16 protein-coding genes and 1 pseudogene are annotated in these 15,255 nt (G+C 69.7%); 12 read left to right on the plus strand and 5 right to left on the minus strand.

What is annotated here, in order from left to right:
- Nucleotides 1-8: 8 nt before the first annotated feature.
- Nucleotides 9-1,103 carry a DUF5937 family protein gene (locus tag ACTWQO_RS33595; protein ID WP_443241148.1) on the minus strand — a complete coding sequence of 365 codons (1,095 nt, stop codon included), beginning with the start codon at nt 1,101-1,103 and terminating at the stop codon, nt 9-11.
- Nucleotides 1,104-1,169: 66 nt separating this feature from the next.
- Nucleotides 1,170-2,168, minus strand: coding sequence for a LacI family DNA-binding transcriptional regulator (locus ACTWQO_RS33600; protein ID WP_443241149.1), 999 nt, complete (start codon nt 2,166-2,168; stop codon nt 1,170-1,172).
- A 207-nt stretch (nt 2,169-2,375) separates the two neighbouring features.
- On the opposite strand from ACTWQO_RS33600, the gene ACTWQO_RS33605 reads away from it, so the two are divergent.
- From ACTWQO_RS33605 to ACTWQO_RS33630, 6 genes are read left to right on the plus strand one after another with little or no spacing between them, the layout of a single operon-like run.
- Entirely contained in the window at nt 2,376-3,197 is an 822-nt protein-coding gene (locus tag ACTWQO_RS33605; RefSeq protein WP_443241150.1) for an ABC transporter permease, read from the plus strand.
- Complete coding sequence (locus ACTWQO_RS33610) at nt 3,197-3,982, plus strand: ABC transporter permease (RefSeq protein ID WP_443241151.1); 786 nt, start codon at nt 3,197-3,199, stop codon at nt 3,980-3,982. Before ACTWQO_RS33605 ends, ACTWQO_RS33610 begins: the two co-directional genes overlap by 1 nt.
- A 14-nt stretch (nt 3,983-3,996) precedes the next feature.
- Nucleotides 3,997-5,037: an ABC transporter ATP-binding protein gene (locus tag ACTWQO_RS33615; RefSeq protein WP_443241152.1), complete on the plus strand. Its 1,041-nt coding sequence runs from the start codon at nt 3,997-3,999 to the stop codon at nt 5,035-5,037.
- Nucleotides 5,034-6,086 carry an ABC transporter substrate-binding protein gene (locus ACTWQO_RS33620; RefSeq protein WP_443241153.1) on the plus strand — a complete coding sequence of 351 codons (1,053 nt, stop codon included), beginning with the start codon at nt 5,034-5,036 and terminating at the stop codon, nt 6,084-6,086. Before ACTWQO_RS33615 ends, ACTWQO_RS33620 begins: the two co-directional genes overlap by 4 nt.
- Nucleotides 6,083-7,096, plus strand: coding sequence for a nucleoside hydrolase (locus ACTWQO_RS33625; RefSeq protein ID WP_443241154.1), 1,014 nt, complete (start codon nt 6,083-6,085; stop codon nt 7,094-7,096). Before ACTWQO_RS33620 ends, ACTWQO_RS33625 begins: the two co-directional genes overlap by 4 nt.
- Before the next feature lie 31 nt (nt 7,097-7,127).
- On the plus strand, nt 7,128-8,888 hold the full coding sequence (locus tag ACTWQO_RS33630; protein ID WP_443241155.1) for an adenine deaminase: 1,761 nt from the start codon (nt 7,128-7,130) through the stop codon (nt 8,886-8,888).
- Nucleotides 8,889-8,996: 108 nt separating this feature from the next.
- On the opposite strand, the gene ACTWQO_RS33635 is transcribed toward ACTWQO_RS33630, so the two are convergent.
- Entirely contained in the window at nt 8,997-9,200 is a 204-nt protein-coding gene (locus ACTWQO_RS33635) for a cold-shock protein (RefSeq protein ID WP_073491490.1), read from the minus strand.
- A 365-nt stretch (nt 9,201-9,565) separates the two neighbouring features.
- Here ACTWQO_RS33635 and ACTWQO_RS33640 point away from each other — a divergent pair.
- Nucleotides 9,566-9,760: pseudogene (locus ACTWQO_RS33640) on the plus strand (VOC family protein); the annotation flags it as partial.
- On the opposite strand, the gene ACTWQO_RS33645 reads toward ACTWQO_RS33640, so the two are convergent.
- On the minus strand, nt 9,712-10,659 hold the full coding sequence (locus ACTWQO_RS33645) for an SDR family NAD(P)-dependent oxidoreductase (protein ID WP_443241156.1): 948 nt from the start codon (nt 10,657-10,659) through the stop codon (nt 9,712-9,714). The pseudogene ACTWQO_RS33640 and the gene ACTWQO_RS33645 sit on opposite strands and share 49 nt — an antisense overlap.
- 109 nt (nt 10,660-10,768) lie before the next feature.
- On the opposite strand from ACTWQO_RS33645, the gene ACTWQO_RS33650 reads away from it, so the two are divergent.
- Complete coding sequence (locus tag ACTWQO_RS33650) at nt 10,769-11,434, plus strand: TetR/AcrR family transcriptional regulator (protein ID WP_443241188.1); 666 nt, start codon at nt 10,769-10,771, stop codon at nt 11,432-11,434.
- 394 nt (nt 11,435-11,828) lie between these two features.
- Here the strand turns inward: ACTWQO_RS33650 and ACTWQO_RS33655 are convergent, their stop codons facing one another.
- Complete coding sequence (locus ACTWQO_RS33655) at nt 11,829-12,506, minus strand: HAD family hydrolase (protein WP_443241157.1); 678 nt, start codon at nt 12,504-12,506, stop codon at nt 11,829-11,831.
- 130 nt (nt 12,507-12,636) lie between these two features.
- On the opposite strand from ACTWQO_RS33655, the gene ACTWQO_RS33660 reads away from it, so the two are divergent.
- The 4 genes from ACTWQO_RS33660 to ACTWQO_RS33675 all read left to right on the plus strand — a co-directional run bounded on the left by ACTWQO_RS33660 (nt 12,637) and on the right by ACTWQO_RS33675 (nt 15,230).
- Nucleotides 12,637-13,770, plus strand: coding sequence for a helix-turn-helix domain-containing protein (locus ACTWQO_RS33660; RefSeq protein ID WP_443241158.1), 1,134 nt, complete (start codon nt 12,637-12,639; stop codon nt 13,768-13,770).
- 175 nt (nt 13,771-13,945) lie between these two features.
- Nucleotides 13,946-14,308: a hypothetical protein gene (locus ACTWQO_RS33665; protein WP_443241159.1), complete on the plus strand. Its 363-nt coding sequence runs from the start codon at nt 13,946-13,948 to the stop codon at nt 14,306-14,308.
- Complete coding sequence (locus tag ACTWQO_RS33670) at nt 14,305-14,811, plus strand: DUF6415 family natural product biosynthesis protein (protein ID WP_443241160.1); 507 nt, start codon at nt 14,305-14,307, stop codon at nt 14,809-14,811. Before ACTWQO_RS33665 ends, ACTWQO_RS33670 begins: the two co-directional genes overlap by 4 nt.
- Nucleotides 14,812-14,930: 119 nt before the next feature.
- The gene (locus ACTWQO_RS33675; RefSeq protein ID WP_443241161.1) at nt 14,931-15,230 is read left to right on the plus strand and encodes a hypothetical protein; all 300 of its coding nucleotides are present in this window, start codon (nt 14,931-14,933) and stop codon (nt 15,228-15,230) included.
- Nucleotides 15,231-15,255: the final 25 nt, after the last annotated feature.

Consider the following 15,255-nt stretch of genomic DNA (forward strand, 5'->3'; position numbering starts at 1 on the left):
TCGGGTGCTCAGCGCATGATGGTCGCGAGCGCGTCCTGTCCCAGTCGGAGCAGGGTGCTGGTGGCCAGCCGGTGGTAGACGTACCGGCCCTCACGCTCGGACTCGATCAGTCCGGCCTCGCGCAACTGCCGGATGCTGCGGGAGACCTGAGTGTCGGCGAGCCCGAGCCGCTGGGCGAGCTCCGAGGTGGTGATGGGCTCGCCCAGCAGATGCCGGCACAGCTCCATCCGGCCCGGGGAGGCCAGCACGGACAGCCGCTCATGGAGCTGACGCAGTGTCAGCTGCTCGGCGGCCCGGCCCGCGAGTGCGGCGAACTGCACCACGATCGGGAAGGGTTCCTCGTCCTTCACGGTCAGGTGCGGCCAGCCGTGCACCGAGGGGACGATGAAGAGCGGGCGCGGCCCGACGGGGATGTCGGCGATCGCCAGCTTGTCGTAGCGGACCTTCGCTCCGTCCTTGGAGACGACGGCGGTCGGGCTGAGACCGGCCAGCACCTCGGCCAGGTCGCGCCGCCGGACGTCGGTGCGCAGCTGCGCCACGGCCGGTTCCAGCCGGTCGTGCAGCAGCCGCCACTCGGAGGCGAAGAACGCGGCGGAGCACTCCCGCAGGAAGCCGATCAGCCGGGCGCGCACGCGCTCCGGCGACGTCACCAGGTCGTACGCCAGCGCCCCGCGCCGGAACGACCGCCGCTCGCACTGCGTGACGTACGCCTGAGCGGCCACCGGGTCGTGGAGCAGCATCCGGGCCGGCGGAACGTCCTCCAGGAAGCCGAGCGCACCCTGGGCGCACAGCCCCACGAACTCCTCCAGGGACAGTTTCTCCAGATGCCCCAGCTCATCCTCGAAGGATCCGTCCAGCGGTGCCGCCAGCGGGAACAACAGCCGGCAGCGGAGCCTCGCCCACAGGGGCGACAGGGCACTCATCTCGTCCCTGAGCGCCTCGTCGAGGTGCGCGTCCAGCAGCCTGCGCGTCCAGCGCTGGGCCTCGGGATGGTGATCCGGTTCCGCCAGGATGTGCAGCACGGTCAGCAGCTCGGCGAGCGGCAAACGCCCGACATGGACATCGGCCGCCTGGGCGCTCCTGAGATCGAGGGTGATCCCCACGGGAGCAGCGTACTCGCCACCGTTCGACGGCCGGCGCTGCGCAGCGGGCCGGGCGAGCCCCTGCCTTCAGGACACCTCGGCCGTTTGGGGCGGCGCGGCAGTGGAGTCGCGTACGTCGAGACGTGTGGGGATCCGGACGCGCTGCGGGCGCCCGCCAGGGAGCGGAGTGCCCTGGAGGAGGCGACATGCGGCGCTGCCCGCTTCCTCCAGGGGCACGTGCAGTGCGGTGCTGCCCGGCTGGGTCATCCCGATGACGGTCAGGTCGTCCGAGGCGGCGAGGCTGATGTCCTCGGGCACGCGCAGCCCGGCGGCGCGCAGTCCCATCAGGAGCCCGAGCAGGACATAGCTGCTGTAGACCAGCACCGCGGTGACGCCCTCGTCCCGGCGCACCAGATCCTCGGCCGCGGCCAGGCCCGCGTCGACCTGGGGCGGTACCGGGTCCAGCACGATCAGTTCGCCTCCCCCGTCGGCCACTGCCGTTCGGGCGGCCTTCCGGCGCTGCTGGTCCATCCAGGACCCAGGCGGGCCGCCGAGGTAGGCGATGCGCCGGTGGCCGAGGCCGGTCAGGTGGGCCATCAACTCCCGTACGCCGCCGGGAGTGTCGACGACCACCCCGGGCAGGCCCCGGACCGTGCGGTCCACCGTCACCGTCGGGAGCCGCTCGGCGAGCTCGCGCAGCGCGGCGTCCGCGCTGACCGGGGCGACGAGGACAAGCCCGTCGACGCGGGAGCCCAGCTGCGCCGCCAGCTCGCGTTCGCGGGTCTCCGAGCGGTCGGACACGCCGAGCAGGACGTTGCCTCCCGCCTCGGTCAGTGCCTCCTGGACGCCGGTGACGATCGGCGGGAAGAACGGGTTGGCGAGGGTGGGGACGATGACGCCGACCAGGCCGGTGCGGCCGGTGGTCAGGGCGCGCGCCGTGGCGTTGAGCGTGAAGCCCATCTCGGCCGCCGCCCGCGCCACCCGCTCGCGGGTTTCCGGCGCCACCATCTCGGGCCTGCTCAGGGCCCGAGACGCCGTGGAGGTGGACACGCCCGCGGCGCGCGCGACGTCTGCCAGCCGAGCCATCCGTTCCTGCCTTCTCTTGATCCAGTGCTGATTCTGATCGGGTGCTGGTCGCACGTCTCGATCGAGTGCTGGTTACACGCTTTTTACGAGCAGTTGTTGACCGGCTCGCGGGCTCCAGCGTAGCTTGCCTGCAATCGGTTGCTGCAATCGGTTGCTGCAACCGGTTGCAGCACATCGCTTCAGAACTACTCCAGGAAGGCCCCGATCGTGTCGCGCAGAGCCGCATCAGGCCTCTTGCTCCTGCCGGGCGCGGCACTTCTCGCGTTCGGCTTCCTCTATCCCTTCGGCGTCACGCTGTTCGCGCCGCCCGCCGCCGACGACCCCGACGTCCTCGGCAAGCTCGGGGGGATGCTCGGCGACACTTACGTCCTGGGTGTCGCGGCCCGCACCATCCGGGTCGCCGTCCTCACGACAACGGTCTGCCTGCTGCTCGGCTTCCCCGTGGCATACCTGATCTCCCGGGCGCCCAAGCGCCGCCAGGGGCTGCTGCTCGCCCTGGCCGTCTTCCCGCTGCTGCTCAGCACCGTCGTACGGACCTTCTCCTGGCTGGTCCTCCTCGGCCGCAACGGCCTGATCAGCGACCTGGTGGCCGGACTGGGCCTGGCCGACGACGGCACCCAGCTGCTCTACACGGAGTTCGCCCTGGTCGCCGGGCTCACCCAGCTCTTCACCCCGATCATGATCCTCACCTCGTACAGTTCGCTGTCCCACGTCGACATCAAGCTGGAGGAAGCCGCCCGCGGTCTCGGGGCCAGCTCCGGGCGCGCCTTCCGGCGTGTGGTGCTGCCGATCGCGCTGCCCGGCGTGCTGGTGGGCGCGACGTTGGTGTTCGCCGGCGCGGTCACCGCGTTCACCACGCCACTGCTGCTGGGCGGGACCCGCAACCGCACCCTGGCCACCCTCCTGTACGACTACGCGAACGTGAAGCTCGACTGGGGCGCCGCCAGTGCGGTGGCCCTCATCATGACCGCGCTGGTGCTCGCCGCGAGCTGGGTCTCCGGGCGCCTGTCCAGAGTGGGGGCGGTGTGATGCGCGGGCGCCCCGTCCTCTCCGCCGTGGCCGCGCTGGCCCTGGTCTTCCTCCTCGGACCGATCCTGCTGGTCGTCGCCGTCGCCTTCTCCTCCGGCGACACGGTGGAGTTCCCGCCGCCGGGCCTGTCGGGCAGGTGGTTCACCAAGGCGCTGTCGTACCAGCCCTTCCAGGAGTCACTCGCCACCAGCGCCCTGGTGGCGGCCGGAGCGACGCTGCTGGCGCTTCTCGTCGGCATCCCTGCCGCGCTGGCGATCCAGCGCCGTCGCTTCCGCGGCCGGAAGGCCGCCGAAGCCATGTTCCTGTCCCCGGCGATCGTGCCCGAACTCGTCCTCGGCTTCGCCCTGTTCCAGCAGCTGATGGTCACCCTGCGCATCACCGCGCTCGGGGCACTGCTGATCGGGCACACCGTGCTCCTGCTGCCGTACGCGGTGCGCGTGACCGGAGCATCGCTGGCCATGGCCGATCCCGCGCTCGAGGAGGCGGGGCGGGGCCTGGGCGCGGGCCCACTGCGGACCTTCCTCCACATCACCCTGCCGGTGATGACGCCCGGAATCGTCTCCGCGGCCGTGCTGTCCTTCCTCACCTCCTTCAACAACGTGCCGCTTTCGCTGCTCCTCAACGGTCCCGGCGTGTCCACCCTCCCGGTCCAGATGCTCCAGTACGTCGAGTTCTCCTTCGACCCGGTCGTCGCGGCGGTGAGCACGCTGCTGCTGGCAGCCACCGTGCTGGTCGCCCTGACCACCGAGCGGCTCGTCGGCTTCAACAAGGTCTTCGGCAAGTAGGGATGTCCCCCACCATGACGACACCAGTGGTCCAACTCCAGTCCATCACCCGGGAGTTCTCGGGCACGGTGGCCGTCGACTCCATCGATCTGACCGTGCCGCGCGGCGAGTTCACCGCGCTGCTCGGCCCCAGCGGCTGCGGCAAGACGACCACGCTGCGGATGATCGCCGGGTTCCTGGAGCCCACCGGCGGCACGATCCTGCTCGACGGCAAGGACGCCACCACCCTGCCGCCCGAGCACCGCAACATCGGCATGGTGTTCCAGTCGTACGCGCTCTTCCCGCACCTGACCGTCGAGAAGAACGTCGCCTTCGGGCTGCGGATGCGCGGTGTGCCCGCCGCCGAGATCCGCACCAGGGTGGCAGAGGTCCTCGACCTGGTCGGCCTCGCCCACCTGGCCGGGCGCAAGCCGCGGCAGTTGTCCGGCGGGCAGCAGCAGCGGGTCGCGCTGGCCCGCGCGGTGGCCATCCGCCCTTCGGTGCTGCTGCTCGACGAACCGCTGTCCAACCTGGACGCCCGGCTACGCGTCCAGATGCGCCAGGAACTGCTGCGCGTCCAGCGCGAAACCGGGCTGACGGCCATTCTGGTCACCCACGACCAGGAGGAGGCGCTCGAACTCGCCGACTCCATGGTGATCCTCGACCGCGGGCGGATCGTCCAACAAGGGCCTCCACGCGAGGTGTTCCGGACTCCGGCCACCCGCTTCGTGGCGGAGTTCCTGGGCTACGAGAACTTCCTCGACCTGCCCGGGCGCGGCCCGGTCACCATCCGGCCCGAGCACATCGGCGTCCTCGGCCCCGACCGGGAACCGCCCGCGGGCGGCGAGGTGATCGACGCGACCGTCACGGCGGTCCGATTCCGCGGCACGGACGTCGCGGTCACCGCCAGCGCCGGCGACCGCACCCTGCACGCCGTCACCACCGACGACACCCTGCGCGCGGGCGCACCGATACGGCTGCACCTGCCCCACGCACAGGCCATCCCCCTGCCCGGCGACGACGGCGACGCTCGGCGCGATCTCTCCGACTCCGACCGTCAGGAGCTCCCCGCATGATCCGCACCACCAGACTCACGACCGGCGTCACCGTCGCGTCCCTCGTCGCCTTCGCCCTCTCCGGCTGCGCCGAATCCGCCGCGGCGGACCCGAAGAAGCTGACGGTCAGCACCTTCGGCTTCGGAGCGGACCGTTTCGAGGAGACGGTGGTCAAGCCCTTCGAGAAGAAGACGGGCATCGACGTCACCGTGGAGACCGGGGCGAACGCCGACCGGCTGACCAAGCTGCGCGTCAACAAAACCGACCCCACCGTCGACGTCGTGATGATCTCCGACCTCTTCGCCGCCATGGGTCAGAAGCAGGGCCTGTTCGACAAGGTCGACCCCGCCAAGGTCCCGAACATGGCGAAGACCTACGACTTCGCGCGGAGCAAGGACGGCTACGGCCCGGCGTACACCTACCAGCTGCTCGGCATGCTCTACCGCACCGACAAGTTCGAGCAGCCGCCGACGCTCCAGGACCTGTGGGATGCCAAGCACAAGGGCAAGGTCGCCGTCCCCGACATGTCCACCAGCGCCGGCGCCCCGTTCCTCCAGGCCGCCTCCGCGACGTACGGCTCGGGCCCCAAGGACACCGACACCGGGTTCAAGAAGCTGTCCGACCTCAAGCCGAACGTCCTGAAGTTCTTCAGCCGCAGCACCGAACTGGTCAGTCTCCTCGACCGCGGCGAGGTCGAGATGGCACCCGGCCTCGACCTGTTCGCCGTGGACCCGGCCAAGGCGGGCAAGCCCATCGGCTGGGCCCCGTTCGACAAGGGCCGCTACGTCGCCGCCAACACCGCTCAGATCGTCAAGGGCGGCAAGAACAAGGCGGGCGCCGAGAAGTTCATCGACTACCTGCTCTCCGCCGACGTCCAGGAGAAGGCGGCCGCCTCCTTCAACGACAAGCCGGTCAACCAGGACGCCGAGGTCCCCGCGACCATCAGCGAGGTGGCCGGCAAGGCCGCGACCGATCCGTCCGCCGCCGGATTCACCTCCCCCGACCTGGCCTACTCCGTCGAGCACAACGACGAGTGGGTGGACCGCTTCCAGCGCGAGGTCTCCGGATGAGCCGGGCCCCCGCGCGGGTCGTCATCGACTGCGACCCGGGCATCGACGACGCGATCGCGCTGTTCCTGGCGTACGCGTCGCCGGAGCTCGACGTCGCGGGCGTGACCACCGTCGCGGGCAACGTCGGCCTCGACCAGGTCGTCGACAACGCCCTTCGGCTGTGCGACCTGATCGGCGGGCCCGCGGCGACCGCGCCGGTGCTCCGAGGTCACGCCGGGCCGCTGGCCCGCGCGCTGCGGCAGCCCGACGAGCCGGTGCACGGCGCCTACGGCCTGGGAGGCGTCCAACTCCCCGAGGCCGTACGGCCCGTCCACCCCGGCCACGCCGTCGACTGGATCGCGGACCAGGTGTACGACAGCGGTCCGGGCGAGATCACCGTCATCGCGACCGCGCCGCTCACCAATATCGCCGCGCTCCTGCACACCCACCCCGACACCCGCGAGCGGCTCAAAGAGATCGTGGTCATGGGCGGGGCAGCCTTCGCCCCGGGCAACGCCACCCCCGCCGCCGAGTTCAACTTCCACGCCGATCCGGAGGCCGCCCGCTACGTCACCGAGTCCGGCGTCCCCCTTCGCATCGTCGGGCTCGACGTCACCCGCAAGGCCCTCACCCCGCTCACCGACGCCGACGTGCTCATCGCGGACGGCGCACCGGTGACCTCGGCCGCCGGGCGGATGCTGCGCCACCTCGTCGAGCGCTACGCCCGCCGCCACAAGGTGCGTGCCTGTGCCGTGCACGACGCGCTCGCCGTGGCCGCCGCCGTCCGCCCGGACCTTCTGGAGTGGACGGACGCGTGGGTGACCGTGGAGTGCGCGGGCGAGTTCACCCGTGGCGCCCTGGTCGCCGACGTGCACGGGCGCACCGGGCTGCCGCCCAATGCGCGTGTGGCGACCGGCGTGGACGCGCAGGCGTTCCGGACGTTCCTCATGACGCGGCTTCTGGACCGCTACGGCGCGCACCCGGACGGCGGGCACGCGTCGAACCCAGAAACCCAGACCCAGACCTTCTGACCGACCAGCGCAGGAAATGAGCGGGAGACCCATGCCGATGCCCAGCCGCTGCGACCTCCTCATCCGTGGTGCCGAGGTGGTTTCGGTACACACCGGCGAGCTCCTGCCGGCCGACGTGGTGGTGACCGGTGACCTCATCCGCGCCGTCGCCACGCCCGGCGTACGGATCGAGGCCGACCGCGTCCTGGACGCCGACGGGCTGCTCGTCGCGCCCGGCTACATCGACGCGCACATGCACATCGAGAGCTCGCTGCTCACCCCCGCGGAGTTCGCGCGGGTCACCGTCCCGCGGGGTACGACGACGGTCCTCGCCGATCCGCACGAGATCGTCAACGTGGCGGGGCGCGCGGCCATGGCGTGGATGATCGAGCAGGGCCGCGGGGCCGCGCAGACCATGCTGTGGGCGGTGCCCTCCTGCGTGCCCGCCCTGGAGGGTTTCGAGACGGCCGGCAGCCGGCTGACCGCCGAGGACATCGCCGAGATGCTCGACTGGGACGGCGTCACCACACTCGGCGAGGTGATGGACTACCGCGCCGTCGTGGCCGGCCTGCCGCGCATGCGCTCGATCGTCGAGGCGGCGCGGCGCAAGGGCGTACGTCTCGACGGCCACTGTCCGGGCCTGTCCGGCGACGACCTCGGGGAGTACCTGTGGGCCGGAATCGACTCCGACCACACCAAGAACTCCCCCGAGGTGGCCGTCGAGAAGGCGCGGCTCGGCATGCTGCTGATGCTTCAGGAGAAGTCCCTCAGCCCCGAACTCGTACGCCGACTCGACGCACTGCCCGTGCTGCCCGACTTCTGCCTCGTCACCGACGACCTGGCGGCCGACGCCATACTCGAGCACGGGCACCTGGACCACATCGCCCGCGTCGCGCTGGACGCGGGGATGAGTCCGCTGACCGTCCTGCGCGCCCTGACCCTGCATCCGGCCCGCCGGCTCGGCCTCGACGACCGGGGCGTGGTGGCCCCGGGCAAGCGGGCGGACCTCGTGCTGCTGCGCGCTCTCGACGACCCGACGCCCGTGACGGTGGTCTGCGGGGGCGAGGTCGTGCCGGAGCATGACGGCCGTACGGCGGACGGGGCACGGAGCCGAACGCGGGCGCCGGAGCCACAACCGGACGACCCCTTCGCTCAGCCGGACAATCCTTTCGCCGACTCGGTCCGCCTCGCCCCGCTCGAGGAGGACGACTGCCTCTGGCACGCCGAACTCCCCGACGGCGACCACACCTTCCGGGCCCTGCGGGTCAACCCCGTGGACACCTACACCGAACCGGCCGAGGTCGTTCTGCCCGTACGGAATGGCGTCGTGCGCTGGGAGGGCAGAACGGCTCTGCTCGCGGTGTACGAGCGTCACCACGGCACCGGCCGCCGAGCGATGGCCCCGGTGGTGGGCTTCGACCTGGCCGAGGGCGCGGCGGCCACCACGTACGCGCACGACAGCCACAACCTCACTGTGGTCGCCACCGACGCGGGCATGCTGCGCCGGGCGGCGAACCGCGTCATCGGCTCGTGCGGCGGGATCTGTGTGGCCGTGGCCGGATGGCCCGCCGTCCATCTCCCGCTTCCCGTGGGCGGCGTGATGTCCCCCGCGCCCGCGTCCGAGGTCGCCGCGGGCGCGGCGGACGTCCGGGAGGCACTGCACGCGTGGGGCTGGCGGCACCGCAACGCCTTCATGAGTCTGTCCACGATGACCCTGCCGGTGTCGCCCCGGATCAAGCTGACAGACAGGGGGCTCGTACGGGTGGTCGACCGGGCGTGGGAAGAGCCCGTCGTCACGGCGTCCGGGGGCTGACCGCGGCCAGGACGGCTGTGCGGGATACGAAGAGGGCCGGCACCTGCTGGTGCCGGCCCTCTTCATGAGATCAACTGCGGCAGGTCAGGCCTGCCGGGTGATGCGTGATTACAGCGGGCGGACGCGCGACGCCTGCGGGCCCTTGGGGCCCTGCACGATGTCGAACTCCACCTGCTGGTTCTCCTCGAGGCTACGGAAGCCCGAGCTGTCGATCTCCGAGTAGTGCACGAAGACGTCCGGACCGCCGTCGGCCTGGGCGATGAAGCCGAAGCCCTTCTCGGCGTTGAACCACTTCACGGTTCCCTGAGTCATTTGCTGCTCCTTACAGGGGCTGGGTGAGGGAACTCGCACTGTGCGAGATCCCTGGCCGGTTCACGACGCGGCTCCTCCAGCAACCTGAAGGCAAGCTTCGCGCCCGCAACATCGTTCTCTGCGAGCCTGCGACTGAGACAAACACACACATAAAACTGCGACCGCTTCGTACAACCAAGCCCCTGCCGGATACATTCCCGCCCACCACGACCTGGTCGTGTGCCGTGCCCTCCGCGCGCATACCCCTGCCCCCAGAACGACCCCCGAGCCGCCAGCCACCGGTAAGTACGGCTATGGGAACCTGCGGAATGACTGAAGTGCGGGTGGCAGCGTCCGAAGGCACGTCCACGATCAAATAGCCGCCGAACCGCCTGCACCTGGACGCACGCGCCGCACCCGGCCTGCGCGGAGACGAGCGGATGGCCGCCCTCGAAGCGGAGTGCGAGCCCCTCGTCGGTCTCGGCGCCACCCGCTTGCGCCGCGACGAGCCGGCGCCTCCTACCAGGGCGGGCTACATCGTGATGGCCGATCCGGAGGGAAACGGGTTCTGCCTGGACTGAACGACGGGGAACTTCACCCCGGTGAGGTCTTCGGAGACGGCCCACAGCCGCTGCTGGACGGCTACCTCGTACGACTGGGGGCTGGAGGTGACCAGCCGGGGGTGGCCCTTGACCTCGTTGCGTCCGCCGGGACCGTAGTACTGGCCTCCGAGCGCGGCGGGGTCCGTGGCGGCGCGCAGGGTCGGCAGCGCGCCCATCGCCGGCGTCTGGGTGATCAGCGGCGCGAGCCACGTGAGCGGAAGCCGGAGGGCCGCGGGCGTGTTGCGGGCGAGCTCGGTGCTGGACATGCCGGGGTGCGCGGCCACCGCGACGGTGGTGCCGTGCGTGGCGAGCCGGCGCTGCAGTTCGTACGTGAACATCAGGTTGGCCAGCTTGGACTGACCATAGGCGGCGGCCCGGCTGTACGACCGCTCCCACTGCAGGTCGTCGAAGTGGATCGCGGCCCGGATGCGGTGGCCGGTGCTGCTGACCGTCACCACGCGCGAGCCGGGCACCGGCAGCATCAGGTCCAGCAACAGCCCGGTGAGCGCGAAGTGGCCGAGGTGGTTGGTGCCGAACTGCATCTCGAAGCCGTCCCGGGTGGTCTGCTTCGGGGTATACATCACGCCGGCGTTGTTGATCAGCAGGTCGATCCGGTCGAGCCGGGACCGCAGCGCCGCCGCCGCGGTCCGGACGGAGTCGAGCGAGGTCAGGTCCAGGGCCTGCACGGTCACGTCGCCGGTCATGCGGGCCGCGGCCTGCTCGCCCTTCTCGACGTTGCGCACGGCGAGCACCACGGACGCCCCGCGCTCGGCGAGCGCCTTGGCGGTCTCGTACCCCAGTCCGGTGTTGGCCCCGGTCACCACCGCCACCCGCCCGCGCTGGTCCGGAATGTTCGCCGTCGTCCACTTCTCGCTCATGCCAGGCTCCCCACTAACTAACGTACCGAAGGTATCTTGCACCGACGACGTTAAAGTACTTTCGGTACGCTGTCAACGTACCGCAGGTACCTAAGTTAGGCTGGTGATCGTGACTTTCCAGCGGGCGCGAACCGAAGAGCAGCGGGAGATCCGCCGACGGGCAATCCTCGACACGGCGTCGGCGATGCTCGACGAGATGCCTGTGGCCGCGGTCACCCTGAACGAGCTCAGCCGCCGGGTAGGCCTGGCGAAGCCCAACGTGCTGCGCTACTTCGAGTCTCGCGAGGCGGTGCTGCTGGAACTGCTGGACCGCTTCCTGCAGGAGTGGCTGACGGAACTGGCAGGCGAGTTGGCGGCCGGCATCGACGAAAATCTACCCATGGCCGAGCGGGCGGCAGCGGTGGCCGAGATCCTCAGCCGCTCGCTCTCCGGCCGAGTGGTGCTGTGCGACCTCTTCGGCGCACAGGGCAGCGTCCTGGAACACAACGTCTCCGTCGAGGTCGTAGCACGCTACAAGCGCGCCTCCCTGGTCCGCCTGACAACCATGACCGCCCTGATCCTGAAGTACCTGCCGGAGCTGGGCGAGAACGCAACACAGTTCAGCCTGCAAACCGTGGTCATGGCCGGCGCGCTGTCGGCGTACAGCACACCCCCACCCAGCCTGCAGGCGGCCTACCAGGCCGAGCCCGACCTGGCCCGCTTCCATTTGGAGCTGAAGGACTCCTTGAAGCTGGCCCTGACCGCAACCCTCCTGGGCGTGCTACCCCGCCGCTGACCTGCGTTGCACTGGACAGGCAGGGCTCCACATTTACCGCCGCGTTTCGTTCCTACTGCAAGGTGCGAACACGATCTAACACCAAGGTCGGATCGGCATGTTGACCGATTCTTTACCCAAGCGGATCCTGGGTTGCCGCCCTCAAGCGCGTGGGACGCCGGGATGGCACAACCAACCATCCCGGCAATTCAGTGCGACCGTCCCGCGTCCAGGGTTCGGCACTAGGCTGTCCAGGCTGTTCGCACTCGCGTAAATCGATCAGTGAGCCCGCCATGGCCTGGCCCTTGAAGGGTCCCGCTCGACTCGCAATCTTGACCTGCAATGCCCGAATCGCCGGCGCACGGTGCTCGATAGTCCGACTCGCCTGGGGTTTGACGCAGTTGTTGGGGCCGGCCTACTGACTGTCACCACGCACGAGTTTCACCAGCAACTCCGTGTCGCGCAGATCTGACAAGACGACTTCCGCACCGACGTCTCGCAATACACCCTCGTCGCTGCGTCCTGACGCGACAGCGATCACCCGCACACCGTTCGCATGGGCTCCTTGCACGTCTGCCGGAGTGTCACCGACGAGCACGGCCTCCTCAGGTGCAGCACCCGCACGGCGGAGGGACAACTTCACAAGCTCGGCCCGCACGTCGTTGTCCTCGCCGTACGCCCCGAGCTCCCACAGGATGTGCCGGTCGAGCCCGAAAACCTGGAGCTTGATCTCCGACACGGGGCGGATGTTCCCCGACACCACGGTTTGCCGGATGCCGACAGCGTCGAGCGCGGCGACGGCGGCCGCCGCACCGGGCAGGGCGTGGCCACGCTCCCGCAGTTCCGCGGCTTGTTTCAGGTGCTCCGCCGTCAGCGCACGGGCGAAGCGCTCGAAGTCGGCACGGTCGGTGGTCAGTCCGTGCAGCTTCGCGGTCTCGCGGAAGATGACGGGTTCCGTGATCCCGTCGATCTTGGCCTGCTCCCGCATCGCCTGCCCTGTGGTCTGCAGGAAGGCTGCCGCCGACAGCTCGCGACCCACCCCCCGTGTGTCGATCAGTGTGTGGTCGATGTCCCACAGGACCAGCCGCGCCATTGCCTCTCCCAACTACCCACCCATCACTGGGGTATTTCGTGTTGCGCGAACGTGTGCTGACCGCGCACGCGTTAGCACTCTGCGCCCTACGCTGACGGTACGAGACGTGACTGGGGAAGGGGCCGGAACGGTGATCTCACCGAAGCTGCCCGTGGGCCAGAAGGTCAAGCACTACCGGCGCAAGAACGGTATCCGGACCCAGGCGGCCATCGCTGGGCTGTGCGGCATCACTGAACGTTACCTCCAGCAGATCGAGGCTGGGCAGAAGGTGCCATCGGCTGATGTTCTCGCTCGGATCGCCGCCGAATTGGGAGTGCCACTGGCCGCCCTGCTGGTCGAAGACGGTGTCGAAGAGTTGGCCGTCCCTCTCGCTGCCGCGCCCGGCGTAGCTCGCGCTCTCATGGGCTACGACCGCCCGGGCAGCTCCGCCCCTGCGGCACCCGCGGAACTTCGGGAACGAGTGGAACAGGCGTGGCGAACCTGGCAATCGTCGAAGGATCGGTTCACGGCAGTAGCCATCGTCCTTCCCGATCTCATCGCAGACGTCGAGCATGCCCTGCGGGTGCACCGCGCCGGGACCGACATCGAAGCGCGGCGCGAAGTCCTGTGCGTAGCAGCGGACTTGTACGGACTACTGCGGTCCTACTGCCGCCGGGCCGGACGCCTGGACCTCTCCCTGCTGGTCGCCGATCGAGCGATCCGGGCGGCTGAGGATGCCGACGACCCTGTGCGCATGGCAGCAGCACAGTGGAACCTCGGCCACGTGCTGCTCTCACACAGCGAGCCGAGCGCCGTCGAGGAAGCCAAGGAGGTTGCTCTCCAGGCCATCCAGCAGCTGCATCAAGCGCCAGCAACCGAAGGAGCCAAGGCAGTTGAAGGCGCCCTCGAACTGGTCGCGGTGGTCTCCGATGCCCGCTGCCGCCGATGGTGGGAGGCGCGTCATCGGCTTGAACAGCGTGCTGCTCCGCTCGCCCAACAGGTGGGAGAGGGCAACGTCCAGTGGACCGTCTTCGGGCCGACCAATGTCGCGATGCACGCCATGAGCATCGAAATGCTCGCCGGCGAAGCCTCTGAGGGGCTTCGCGTCGCCGACCAGATCAGCACGCAAGGACTGCCCAGCCGTGAGCGGCAGTTCACCTTTGGTCTCGAGCTGGCCAGGTGCCACGACCTGCGACGCGAGGATGCAGCCGTCCTCGTCCATCTGCTGGACTTGGAAGACGTTGCTCCGAGGACCTCGCGCACAGTCCGCTCGCCCGCGACATGATCCTCGACCTTCAGAAACGGGTCCGCCCCACCTTCCGCCGCCAGGTCGACGAACTCGTTCAACGCCTCCAGCTCATCTGATCCCGAACTCACCGTTCACCCGAACTCTCAGTTCGGGTAGCACCACTGGTCCAGCCGTACCTTCGCCGCACTGTACGACGAAGGACGGACGACAGATGATCAGCGATGCGGCAGACATGTTGACCGCGGCCGGCCTGCGGCTCGCGCCCGCCGGTGTGGAATGGGACGCCGTCAAAGTGGGACGCCACCTGGGCGTCCGTGCGATCGAATTGATCCCGGATCCCGGGGCCGTGGCCGTGGACCCGATGCGTCCCGAACCGGTGCTGTACTTCTTCGTCCCTGCAGGCAGCACCACCAACTGGGACGTGCCGCAGACCGCCTCGCTTGGGCCCAACGCCCACTTGGTGCTGCCGCCGAACCACAAGCAAGCACCCCCCGGCCCGTACTGGCTCATTTCCCAACAGCACGGCCTCACCTCGGCAGTAGTGCTGCGCAACGCACTGGAGACGGCCCAGTGAGCGCCACTCGTCCTGCGATCGAGGCGCTGGAACTGGACCTCTCCACAATGCGCGACCTAGCCCGTCGTCTGCTGGAGCCCGACGCCGCACCGGAAGCCCTGCCCCACCCGGCCGACGACCTGGCAACCCTCACCTGTCAGCTCCGCGGGCATCTGGAACTCCTCGCCCCAAAGGTCGAGCAGTTGGCACTGGATCTCCCGCGGGACAGCGTGCCCCGCTACTGCGTTCTCGCCTGCGTCGGCGAAGCGCGCGGCAAGCTGCGCGCCAGCCCGCTTCCCGGGCTGAGCGGAGCGGTGGCTTACGCACGGCGGCTGGCACGCACCCTGAATGCCCTGTGCGAGCACTACGAGAGGCTGCGCGGAGTGGGGATCTGCCCGGCCTGCGAAGAGCCGATCAGGGACGGCGAGCCCTCCGTGCCGCGCGACTACTCCAGTCCTTCCGGCACGGCGGCGAGATCGGATCTCATCCACACCCATTGCACCAACACAGTGCGCCGCCACTGAAAGGCCCCCAATCCTCATCTGACCAGGAACTCAGGCCCGCCATTCGTGAATGAACAGCACCCCGAGCGGGCGAGCCGTTGAGGTCCCCTTCCATCCCTATGAGAGCGAGACGGCACTTCATGTCCGAGCCACCCGCCTCCGCAACCGTGCGGACTTACAGCGCGCCTGTGGGCGACGGCCGACTGGGATCGGCCGGATACGAGCACCACCACCACTGGACCGCGCCGGCGACAGCCCGCGCCCGCGCCGCCGCACTCGTGGCAACCCACCGCGGAAGCCTGCGCGAGGTCGTACGCAACCCCCACGCCGAGGAGGAATGGGCTCAGGCTCTCGTGCGAGCCCCCCGCCTGCTGATGGCGGTCCGAGGGCTGCTTGGCCCCGACATCACCGTCGACCACTACCTGCGGCTGGCGGTGTGATCTGACGCCGCCCCACCTGTGCGGC

This window comes from Streptomyces sp. 4N124, from assembly GCF_052245395.1.
In the GTDB taxonomy this organism is placed as follows: domain Bacteria; phylum Actinomycetota; class Actinomycetes; order Streptomycetales; family Streptomycetaceae; genus Streptomyces.

Excerpts from the sequence above, each read along its gene's own strand:
- ACTWQO_RS33600 (WP_443241149.1), bottom strand. The coding sequence starts at position 2,168 with ATGGCTCGGCTGGCAGACGTCGCGCGCGCCGCGGGCGTGTCCACCTCC.
- ACTWQO_RS33610 (WP_443241151.1), top strand. The coding sequence starts at position 3,197 with ATGCGCGGGCGCCCCGTCCTCTCCGCCGTGGCCGCGCTGGCCCTGGTC.
- ACTWQO_RS33615 (WP_443241152.1), top strand. The coding sequence starts at position 3,997 with ATGACGACACCAGTGGTCCAACTCCAGTCCATCACCCGGGAGTTCTCG.
- ACTWQO_RS33620 (WP_443241153.1), top strand. The coding sequence starts at position 5,034 with ATGATCCGCACCACCAGACTCACGACCGGCGTCACCGTCGCGTCCCTC.
- ACTWQO_RS33625 (WP_443241154.1), top strand. The coding sequence starts at position 6,083 with ATGAGCCGGGCCCCCGCGCGGGTCGTCATCGACTGCGACCCGGGCATC.
- ACTWQO_RS33630 (WP_443241155.1), top strand. The coding sequence starts at position 7,128 with ATGCCGATGCCCAGCCGCTGCGACCTCCTCATCCGTGGTGCCGAGGTG.
- ACTWQO_RS33635 (WP_073491490.1), bottom strand. The coding sequence starts at position 9,200 with ATGACTCAGGGAACCGTGAAGTGGTTCAACGCCGAGAAGGGCTTCGGC.
- ACTWQO_RS33645 (WP_443241156.1), bottom strand. The coding sequence starts at position 10,659 with ATGAGCGAGAAGTGGACGACGGCGAACATTCCGGACCAGCGCGGGCGG.
- ACTWQO_RS33655 (WP_443241157.1), bottom strand. The coding sequence starts at position 12,506 with ATGGCGCGGCTGGTCCTGTGGGACATCGACCACACACTGATCGACACA.
- ACTWQO_RS33665 (WP_443241159.1), top strand. The coding sequence starts at position 13,946 with ATGATCAGCGATGCGGCAGACATGTTGACCGCGGCCGGCCTGCGGCTC.
- ACTWQO_RS33675 (WP_443241161.1), top strand. The coding sequence starts at position 14,931 with ATGTCCGAGCCACCCGCCTCCGCAACCGTGCGGACTTACAGCGCGCCT.